Genomic DNA, 7,712 nt, shown 5'->3' on the forward strand with positions numbered 1-7,712 from the left:
CCAATAGGCGGCGCTCGCTAGGCGGGGCAGCTTGCCGGCGCCATAGCCGTTCTCATATTTGCCGATGAGCGCCGTAGTGTAGCCCGCCGCCTTCAGCCACACCGGCAAATCGTTCGCTTCCTCCTGCTTGAAGGTCTCCCAGCCGCCGCCTTTGTTCGGCTTGTTTGACCTGACGCCGTCATTATGGGCGGCCTCGCCGGTGAAGAAGGACGAGCGGCTCGGCGAGCAGAGCGAGAAATTCACGAAGCTGTTCTTGAAGGTCACGCCTTGCGCGGCAAGTGCCTGCACGTTCGGCAGATAGGCCATCGAGCCGGTGTCTTCCTGATCGTCGGTGAGGATGACGATGATGTTCGGCGCCGCCGCGGCGCCGGTGAGGAGAGAGAGGAGGAGGAAGAAGGTGCCGAGAAGTGTGCGCATGGGAGTCACCGTCGCCCCGTTGTCGCACTTTGCGACCCGGACGGGCTTGCGCGGATAGCGCCATTGGCGACGGTCTTTTTCAGGGCAGAGATTGCGCGTGCGTCACTGAGTCCGACCACCCTTCGGCCCTCGCCCATCTTGAATACGGCCAGGTTCCGGGAGTTTTGCCGGATGCGGCAGATTGCCGTCGCGGCTCAAGGCACCCAGCAACCCTCGCCGGCACACGATTTGAGCGTGTCATAAATGCCGCGAAGCGTCGCAAGGTCGCTCGCATAGGCTGGATCTTGAGCCTTGTTCTTGAGCTCGTGAGGGTCGGCGGCGAGATCGAACAGCTCCTCGAAGCCGCTATCGTATTTCACATACTTCTTCGTGGCGGTGCGTACGCCCGTATAGCGGTTCGCTGCCCGCTCGAAGCGAGTGACCGGACTTTCAATCAGAATCGCGCTGCGCCAAGGCGCCTTCGACTCGGCAAAGAGGGGCTTGAGCGACTTGCCGTCGAGCGGAACGCCGGGCTTGGCCCCCGCGAGATCCAGGATGGTCGCCACCAAGTCGAGATTGTTGACCAGCTGATCGCGGGTTTCGTGCTCAGGAATGCCCGGTCCGCGCATCAGCAGAGGCACCTTGATCGAGCCCTCATAGGCGGCGGTCTTGCCGATCAGGCGGTGGTCGCCGAACAGGAAGCCGTTGTCGGAGGTATAGATCAGCACCGTGTTGTCGAGCTTGTTCGTGTCCCTCAGGGCGTCGACCACGTCGGCGACGAGATCGTCGACCGATTGCAGCGACTGAAGCTCGGCGCGGTAGCTGAGCTCGAGATCCGCCTTCGTCTTGAGGCCGACGCGCGGAGCCTTCAACGCTTTGCGGTGCACATCCCGCTCGTTGAAGGCCGGGTTCTCCGGCAGGTGAACGTCATTGAAGGCCTGCTCGTATTTTGGCGATGGAATGGCGCGGTCCCCTTGCGCGTGCGCGGTCTTCGCCGCGATGAACATGAAGAAGGGAGCCTGGCTTTTCGCCTCGTCGTTGATGAAGCGGACGGCGCGCTCGGCGAGCACATCGGTCGAATAGTCGCTTGGGCGATGATCGAAGCTCAGGATCCTGCCGTTCTCGTTGATCCAATAGTCGTAATATCTCACCCGCGTTCCGGTGAAGGCGTACCAAAGGTCCCATCCCTGGGGCACCCAATCGCGCGGATTGCCGACCGTGGTGCCCTTGAAGTCCACATTGATCCAGCTGCCGAGCCAGGAGAGCCACGCCCCATAGGCACTCTGCTGACCGTAACGGTTCAGATATTTGCCGATCAGCGCCGTCCGGTAGCCGGCGGCCTTGAGCCAGACCGGCAGCGAATTTTCCTCCTTGCTCTTGAACGCCTCCCAGCCGCCTTGGTCGAGCGGGCTGTTGGCCCTGATGCCGTGATTATGGGCCGCCTGCCCGGTGAGGAAGGAGGCGCGGCTTGGCGCGCAAAGCGGAAGATTGACGAGACTGTTGTTGAAGGTGACACCCTCATCGGCGATGAGCGACAACGTCTTCGGCATGTAGGCCGTTGAGCCCGTATCCTCCTGATCGTCGGTCATGATGACGATGATGTTGGGCGCGGCGAGCGAAGCCGTGGCGGAAATCAGCAGCAGAAGGAGCGCGCCGATGAGCCGCATGGATGAAGCGGACGCCGCCACTCACGCGTCCGGGAAGAGGCGGGGCAGCTTTTGGATCTTGCTCCAGCCTTCGCCTTGTTCGACCTTCTCGACGCGGAGGTCGTGGAAGTAATCGTCGAGCACCGCGGCGCGTTCCTGCGCAAGCGGCGGAGCGCAATAGTCCTCCTCCTCCCATACCGCCACGCCGTCTCTGCGCATGCGCGCATTGGCGAGCGAGGCCGAGAGCGTCGCGCCAAACGGGCGCAACGTCATGAACTCGGCACTCGCCAGTCGCTCGCCGAGCTCTTCGAGCCGCCCGTGCTTCGGTACTGCGGAAACGAGGTAAAATGCCATGATCGCTGCACGCCTCCGGTTGACCTGACGTCGCTTACAAGACCCCCAGTTACAATATGGGATCGCGGCGCATTTTCGTCATTGCAGCGCGCCCGGCGGGAACGCTGCCATCCGAAACTTGTCATCGCCCGGCTTGGACGGGCGATCCAGTAACCGCAGAGCAAGAAAGTTCACGCTTCCGCCGGTTACTGGATGCCCGCCTTCGCGGGCATGACAAGGTTCTGAGGACAGGTCACGGAAAGGGCGGAACGCTTGTGCTGAGCTGATTTTTTTATGCCTGGGGAACCTTTGCAACGAGGCCTGCGTTTCTTTGCCGCGCCACGAAAGTGCCGTGTTTGGCAGTGAGCGTCAGTGTTTGAGGGAAGTTAAAGGGGTGTCGGCGGCTCCGGGGGGCGGACGGCCGAAGCCCAAGTCCGGAGTGCGTTGCGTTCATGTCTGTCCCCCATGCGGCGCCGCTGCGCGATGGCGCCCGTTTCAGCGGCATCATTCACATCTCCGAACCTCGGCATGAGCGTCATGCTCGCCCGAGTTCCACGCCTCTCGCCGCCAGCGCGCCAAAGATCGGCGCCGCTTCGTGCCAAAAGAGAGCGGCAATCAAGCCTTCCTTAACCGTGTCCTGGTTAATTTTACCAAGCTCGGCGCAAGCGCCTTAGCCTTTCACCGTCAACATCCACAGAGCGGGGGGAACATGCGCATTGTGGTTGGTTCGGGAAGTTCGAGGGATGTGAAGCACGCCGAACTCGATCGGCACCTTGAAATTTTGGCGCAGTTCGTCGCCCGCGTCGAATGCGGCGTCGGCGAGGCGCGCAAGCTGACCATGGTTCTACGCTCGGCCTCGTCGAGCCCGGCGCAAGCCCTGATCCTCAAGGCCCGCGATCTGGCGCGCGCCGGCATCGTCGCCAAAGCGCTGGTCGCCGCGCTCGAGCCCGACATCGAACTTCGCCGGCTTTACGCCTGTCTTTCCGAGCTGAGCCCACGAGATCCGGCGAGGGAGCTGATCCGCTGGGCGCGCAATCCGCGCCTGCTCGATGCCCATGAACAGGCGACCTACGGCAGCTCGCTCTGCTGGTGGGGCGACGCCATGCGGCGCGAGGCCGACAAGCGCAACGCCTTGTGCCTGTTCGAGGATGGTTCGCCGGCTCCGGTGCGGCTTGGGCAGCTCGCCTTCCAAGCGCTCTGGTCCCAGTCAAGCGTGATCGCCGAGCGGCGCCTGATCGGGCCCGCGCTGCCCAAGCCGTCAGGGGCTTATGAACGCGATGCGGAGACGGTCGCGGCGGTGTCGGCGCGGCGTCCGAGCCTGCAGGGCTGGCCCCTCATCCGGCATTAGTCTTCCACCCTTCAGTTTTGATTTGTCCCGCTCCCCCCTTGAGGGGGAGCACGCTCGCCTCTTGGCGAGCGGAGGGGGGTGACAGACCTGCCCCGAGCACGAGTCTTTTGTTTTGACCCCCCTCCCTACCCTCCCCCTCAAGGGGGGAGGGGAAATGGACTTCGTGCGTCGCCACTTGACCTATTCGCCGCGGGGCGCAGCATTGCCCGATGACGCCACAAACCATGCAGGCGATGGTGCTCGACAAAGCCCGGACCGCGCTTCGCGCAGCCGAGCTGCCGATGCCGGAGCCGTCTCCGCATCAGCTTCGTTTGCGCGTGCTCGCCTGCGGGGTCTGCCGCACCGATCTGCACATTGTCGACGGCGAGCTCACGCATCCCAAGCTGCCGCTCGTGCTCGGCCATGAGATTGTCGGGCGCGTCGACGCGCTAGGCTCTGAGGTGCAAGGCTTCGCACTCGGCGACCGCGTCGGCGTGCCGTGGCTCGGCTTCACCGACGGCACCTGTCGCTATTGCCGCAACGATCAGGAAAATCTCTGCGACAACGCCCGCTTCACCGGCTACCAGATCGACGGCGGTTATGCCTCCTATACGGTGGCCGATGCCCGCTACTGCTTTCATCTGCCGGACGCTTACAGCGATGCGGAAGCTGCGCCGCTGCTCTGCGCCGGGCTGATCGGATACCGCTCATTGAAGATGACCGCGGAGGCGAAGCGCCTCGGCATTTACGGCTTCGGCGCCGCGGCCCATATCGTGGCGCAGGTGGCACGCTACCAGGGGCGGCAGATGTTCGCCTTCACCCGGCCACGCGACACGCGCGCACAAGACTTCGCGCGCGATCTTGGCGCGGCATGGGCCGGTGGTTCCGACGAGAGACCGCCGGAAGAGCTCGACGCCGCCATCATCTTTGCGCCCGTCGGCGCTCTGGTGCCAGCGGCGCTTGCAGCCTCACGCAAAGGCGGCGTCGTGGTGTGCGGCGGCATTCATATGAGCGACATCCCGGCCTTCCCCTACGAGCTTCTCTGGGAAGAGCGTGTGCTGCGCTCCGTCGCCAATCTCACACGCGAGGATGCGCGTGAGTTCTTGGCGCTCGCGCCGCAGGCTCGAGTCAAAACCACGGTGGTACCGATGAAGCTTGCCGCCGCCAACGAGGCGCTCGATCGCTTGCGAGAGGGTGAGCTGACCGGCGCGGCGGTGCTGATTCCGTGATGGGCGAAAGAAGGTCTAGTAGCCGGGGTTGAAATAATAAGTGATGCGTCCGCGGACGACGGTCATGTCCGGATGGTCGTGGAAGAGGAAGGGTGCGCCGGCGGCGTTCAGGTGGGCTTCCTCATTGGCGAAGTCGTAGAACAGGCCTTCGGCGCCAAGGCTTAACCTCGGCAGCACCTTGAAATCGAGGCCGCCGCCGCCGACGAAGGCCACTTCGCTGATCTCATGGCTCAGCTTTGTCGGCGCATTGACGAGAGACGAGATGGTGAAATTGGCGTCGGCATTGACGAAACCGACACCCGCGGTGCCGTAGACCATGACGCGTTCACCGGCCCAACCGAGGCGGCCGCGGACACTGCCGAGAAAGCTTATGTCCTGCCCAAAATCCGCGTCGCCTTCGATGCCGTACAGGATGTGCGCGCCCTGCAGGTTGTAGCCGACATGCACCCCGCCAACGAATTGGTCCTGGGTGTCGGCCGTTATCCCGAGTCCATCGCCGCTGAGATCGTAGATGCTGAGCTTGCTGCCGTCGAAGGCCTCGCCCAAATTGCCGCCGACATAAAAGCCGTGCCAGCTTGTGCCGGGGCCCGCACTCAAATCGTCGGCCTTGGCCGGATGCGTCAGGGTCGCCATCGCAATGGCGAGAGCGATCGCTATCGGTTTTGCCGCCGCGGCAACGCGCATCACCCGTTCCCCCAGACCTAGCGCCTCTTGGACCCTCATCGAAGGATCAGACGCTCCGTCACGTCTCGACGACCTTGGCAGGATACAGCCATTTATTGACGAAAAGGAAACGACCCGGCGTCCTTCCAGACACTCAGGCTTCTATGTTGCTGCAAAGCAACAGACGCTTTGGTCAGGGCTTGTCCTTACCGACCTCGATGTCGACGCCGCCGTTGTCCTTGCGGATCTCTCCGGAAAAGCCCGGCACGTCGATCTTCACCACCGGCTCGTGCCGCCGCTCGTAATAGACATAGGCAAGGACGCCGAGGGCCACGACCGCGGCCCCCAGCAGCACGCCAAGCAAGAGACTGTTGCTCTTGCGATCCTGATTGTCTGCCATCAACCCCTCCGCGTTGAATTCGCCCCACAATCAATGTTTTACCGCCGCACAGGGTTCCCTGGAGGCCCTCGTTGAGCTTGACGCGGATCAAGGAGGAGGATCAGAGTCAGGCTAGAACATAATCAGCATCTAGGGAGGCGTCCATGTTGCACCAGGTCATCGAGACCCTGAATTCCCGCGTAGCGTTGCGGCCCCGCTACGAGAATTTTATCGGCGGCAAATGGGTCGCTCCGGTCGGCGGCGATTACTTTGAAAATATCAGCCCGGTCACCGGCAAGCCTATCTGTGAGATCGCGCGCTCGCAGGCCGCCGACATCGAGCTTGCCCTCGATGCCGCGCACAAGGCGAAGGACGCCTGGGGCAACACCGCTCCGGCCAAGCGCGCCGAGATCCTGAATAAGATCGCCGACCGCATGGAGGAGAACCTCAAGGTGCTGGCCGCGGTCGAGACCATCGACAACGGCAAGCCGATCCGCGAGACCACCTTCGCCGACATTCCGCTCGCCATCGATCATTTCCGCTATTTCGCGGCTTGCATTCGCGCTCAGGAGGGCACGCTTGGCGAGATCGATGAGGACACGATCGCCTACCACTATCACGAGCCCCTCGGCGTGGTCGGCCAGATCATCCCGTGGAACTTCCCAATCCTGATGGCGACGTGGAAGCTTGCGCCGGCGCTCGCCGCCGGCAATTGCGTGGTGCTGAAGCCGGCCGAGCAGACGCCGATGAGCATCATGGTGCTCATGGACATCATCGGCGATCTATTGCCGCCAGGCGTGCTCAACGTGGTCAACGGCTTCGGCGTCGAGGCAGGCAAGCCGCTCGCTCAGAACAAGCGCATCGCCAAGATCGCCTTCACCGGCGAGACCACCACCGGCCGCCTGATCATGCAATATGCGTCGGAGAATCTGATCCCGGTGACGCTCGAGCTCGGCGGCAAGTCGCCGAACATCTTCTTTGCCGACGTCATGGCCAAGGACGACGCCTTCTTCGACAAAGCGCTCGAAGGCTTCACCATGTTCGCGCTGAACCAGGGCGAAGTGTGCACCTGCCCGAGCCGCGCGCTGGTGCAGGAGTCGATCTACGACAAATTTATCGAGAGGGCGATCGCACGGGTGAACAAGATCAAGCAGGGCAACCCGCTTGAGCTTTCCACCATGATCGGGGCGCAGGCCTCCAACGATCAGCTCGAGAAGATCCTGTCCTATGTCGATATCGGCAAGAAGGAAGGCGCCAAGCTGCTGACCGGCGGCGAGCGGGCCAAGCTCAACGGTGAGCTGCAGGAAGGCTATTACGTGCAGCCCACCGTGTTCCAGGGCCACAACAAGATGCGCATCTTCCAGGAGGAGATCTTCGGGCCGGTGCTTTCGGTCACCACCTTCAAGGACGAGGACGAGGCGCTCGCCATCGCCAACGACACGCTCTATGGCCTCGGCTCGGGCGTGTGGACCCGCGACATCAACTGCGCCTATCGCATGGGCCGCGGCATCGAAGCCGGGCGGGTGTGGACCAATTGCTACCACCTCTACCCGGCGCATGCTGCCTTCGGCGGCTACAAGAAGTCCGGCATCGGGCGCGAGACGCACAAGATGATGCTCGACCATTACCAGCAGACCAAGAACGTGCTGGTGAGCTACAGCCCGAAGGCCATGGGCTTCTTTTAGAGGGTGCAGAGCTAGGCCACTTGTCATCCCTCCCCTTGACGGGGAGGGTGGCTC

8 protein-coding genes are annotated in these 7,712 nt (G+C 62.9%); 3 read left to right on the forward strand and 5 right to left on the reverse strand.

Features of this window, described 5'->3' with window-relative positions; translation table 11 throughout:
- From ACREC7_RS14630 to ACREC7_RS14640, 3 genes are all read right to left on the reverse strand, one after another.
- Positions 1-417 (reverse strand): sulfatase-like hydrolase/transferase (locus ACREC7_RS14630; protein ID WP_431556424.1); only part of this gene is annotated, 417 nt, incomplete at its 3' end.
- A gap of 194 nt (positions 418-611) precedes the next feature.
- Positions 612-2,063 (reverse strand): sulfatase family protein, encoded by a 1,452-nt coding sequence (locus ACREC7_RS14635; RefSeq protein WP_431556425.1) that lies wholly within the window; start codon positions 2,061-2,063, stop codon positions 612-614.
- A 21-nt stretch (positions 2,064-2,084) separates the two neighbouring features.
- On the reverse strand, positions 2,085-2,396 hold the full coding sequence (locus ACREC7_RS14640) for a hypothetical protein (protein WP_431556426.1): 312 nt from the start codon (positions 2,394-2,396) through the stop codon (positions 2,085-2,087).
- Between the two features lie 688 nt (positions 2,397-3,084).
- Between ACREC7_RS14640 and ACREC7_RS14645 the strand changes: the two genes are divergently transcribed.
- Together ACREC7_RS14645 and ACREC7_RS14650 are read left to right on the forward strand one after the other, a co-directional pair.
- A complete protein-coding gene (locus ACREC7_RS14645; protein ID WP_431556427.1) occupies positions 3,085-3,723 on the forward strand; it encodes a hypothetical protein in 639 nt (212 codons plus the stop codon).
- A gap of 224 nt (positions 3,724-3,947) precedes the next feature.
- Positions 3,948-4,931, forward strand: coding sequence for a zinc-dependent alcohol dehydrogenase family protein (locus ACREC7_RS14650; protein ID WP_431556431.1), 984 nt, complete (start codon positions 3,948-3,950; stop codon positions 4,929-4,931).
- A gap of 15 nt (positions 4,932-4,946) precedes the next feature.
- Here the strand turns inward: ACREC7_RS14650 and ACREC7_RS14655 are convergent, their stop codons facing one another.
- Together ACREC7_RS14655 and ACREC7_RS14660 are read right to left on the reverse strand one after the other, a co-directional pair.
- A complete protein-coding gene (locus ACREC7_RS14655) occupies positions 4,947-5,615 on the reverse strand; it encodes an outer membrane protein (RefSeq protein WP_431556428.1) in 669 nt (222 codons plus the stop codon).
- Positions 5,616-5,787: 172 nt separating this feature from the next.
- A complete protein-coding gene (locus ACREC7_RS14660; protein WP_431556429.1) occupies positions 5,788-5,994 on the reverse strand; it encodes a hypothetical protein in 207 nt (68 codons plus the stop codon).
- Positions 5,995-6,137: 143 nt separating this feature from the next.
- On the opposite strand from ACREC7_RS14660, the gene adh reads away from it, so the two are divergent.
- Positions 6,138-7,658, forward strand: a complete 1,521-nt coding sequence (adh, locus tag ACREC7_RS14665) for an aldehyde dehydrogenase (RefSeq protein WP_431556430.1) — start codon at positions 6,138-6,140, stop codon at positions 7,656-7,658.
- Positions 7,659-7,712 lie beyond the last annotated feature (54 nt).

It is taken from the genome of Methyloceanibacter sp. (assembly GCF_050728395.1).
Taxonomy (GTDB): domain Bacteria; phylum Pseudomonadota; class Alphaproteobacteria; order Rhizobiales; family Methyloligellaceae; genus Methyloceanibacter.